At 72.7% G+C, this 1770-nt stretch carries 3 protein-coding genes; 2 read left to right on the forward strand and 1 reads right to left on the reverse strand.

Annotated features, from left to right (window positions below; translation table 11 throughout):
* A partial coding sequence (locus FV222_RS25040; protein WP_147815909.1) for an RsmB/NOP family class I SAM-dependent RNA methyltransferase occupies positions 1–843 on the forward strand: 843 nt, incomplete at its 5' end.
* 233 nt (positions 844–1076) lie between these two features.
* Positions 1077–1538 (forward strand): aspartate 1-decarboxylase, encoded by a 462-nt coding sequence (panD, locus tag FV222_RS25045; RefSeq protein WP_147754665.1) that lies wholly within the window; start codon positions 1077–1079, stop codon positions 1536–1538.
* 17 nt (positions 1539–1555) lie between these two features.
* Here the strand turns inward: panD and FV222_RS25050 are convergent.
* Positions 1556–1770 (reverse strand): YgjV family protein (locus tag FV222_RS25050; protein ID WP_147815910.1); only part of this gene is annotated, 215 nt, incomplete at its 5' end.

Consider the following 1770-nt stretch of genomic DNA (forward strand, 5'->3'; position numbering starts at 1 on the left):
GCCTACGGGCCGGAGACCGCCGCCGCCATCGCCCGCGCGCACCTGGGCGGCGCCGCGATCGACCTGACGCTCAAGGGCGAGGCCGGCGACTGGGCCGAGCGCCTCGGCGCGGTGGCGCTGCCCACCGGCTCGCTCCGGCTCGGCGACCTGCGGGTCCCGGTCTCCGAGCTTCCCGGCTTCACCGAGGGCGCGTGGTGGGTGCAGGACGCCGCCGCCGCGATCCCGGCGCGGCTCCTCGGCGCGCGCGCGGGCGAGCGCATCGCCGACCTCTGCGCCGCACCGGGCGGCAAGACCGCCCAGATCGCGAGCCAGGGCGCCGTGGTGACCGCCCTGGACCGTTCGGCCCCGCGCCTGGAGCGCCTGTCCGAAAACCTCGCCCGCCTCGGGCTGACGGCGGAGGTCGTCGTCGGCGACGCGCTCGCCTTCGATCCGCCGGAGCCGTTCGACGCGGTGCTGCTCGACGCGCCGTGCTCGGCCACCGGCACGATCCGCCGTCACCCGGACGTCGCCTGGACCAAGACGGAATCCGACCTGATCCGCCTGCACCTCCTCCAGGCGCGCCTCCTCGACAAGGCCGCCACCCTGGTGCGGCCGGGCGGGCGCCTGGTCTACTGCACCTGCTCGCTGGAGCAGGAGGAAGGCGAGCGCCAGGTCGCCGCCTTCCTGAAGCGCAACGCCGCCTTCGAGCGGGTGCCGGTTCGCCCGGACGAGGTCGGCGGCCTCGACGCCCTGATCAACGCCGACGGCGACCTGCGCACACTGCCGGCCCACCTCGAAGGTTCGGAGAGCCAGCGCGGCGGCCTCGACGGCTTCTTCGCGAGCCGACTGCGGCGGAAGGACTAGCGCAGCGGCAACCGCCGGCTCGATTGCCACGCGGTCCCGCGCCGCCCTATCAAGCACGAAGAAGCCGCCCCGACTCGGAGGGCGGCCGAAGACGAAAGTATTTTCAAGCGAGGTGGATTCCGGCTCGCGTGAAGAAAATGCGACCACACAATAGGAGAGAGCATGTTCCGTGATCCGGAGATCACGGAACATGCTCTCGGCGGGCCGACGTCGCCCGGCCTCGGGGGAACGCGATGCAGAGCTTCGTTCGGGCCAAGTTGCACGGCATCCGCGTGACGGGCGCCGACCTGAACTACCACGGCTCGATCACCCTGGACGCCGACCTGTGCCGCGAGGCGGGGCTCGACCCGCTCGAGTTCGTCGAGATCTGGAACAAGATGTCGGGGGCGCGGATCAGCACCTACGTGCTGTACGGCCCCGCCGGCTCGCGCTGCTGCATCCTGAACGGCGCCGCCGCCCGCACCTGTCAGGTCGGCGACGAGGTCATCATCGCCTCGGCGAACTACGGCGACGTCGAGGACGTGATCGCCCACAAGCCGCGGGTGCTGATCTTCGGCGAGGGCAACAGCGTGGTCGACCGGATGGTCTACGACGTGTTCCGCGACGCGGAGGGCCGCCTCGACATGCGCATCCTGGAGGCGGCGACCGGCGCCGAGGAGCCGCCGCGGGTGGCGACCCACATCCGCGTGGCGTGAGCGTCGGCGGCCCGGCCTCAGGTGGCGGAGAGCGCGTGCGGCGTGCGACGCTGGTGCCAAATGAGCGAGAGCGTCAGCCCCGACACGGTCAGCAGGTCGCAGGTCAGGCCGAAGACCGAGCCGACGAGGCCGTTGTGGACGGCCCAGCACAGGCTGGCGCCGAGGAAGAGGCGCCGCATGCCCTGCGGGTCTCCCTGCAGGCGGGCGCCCGTCGCCAGGAGGGCGCCGAGGC

This window comes from Methylobacterium sp. WL103, from assembly GCF_008039885.1.
GTDB lineage: Bacteria > Pseudomonadota > Alphaproteobacteria > Rhizobiales > Beijerinckiaceae > Methylobacterium > Methylobacterium cerastii.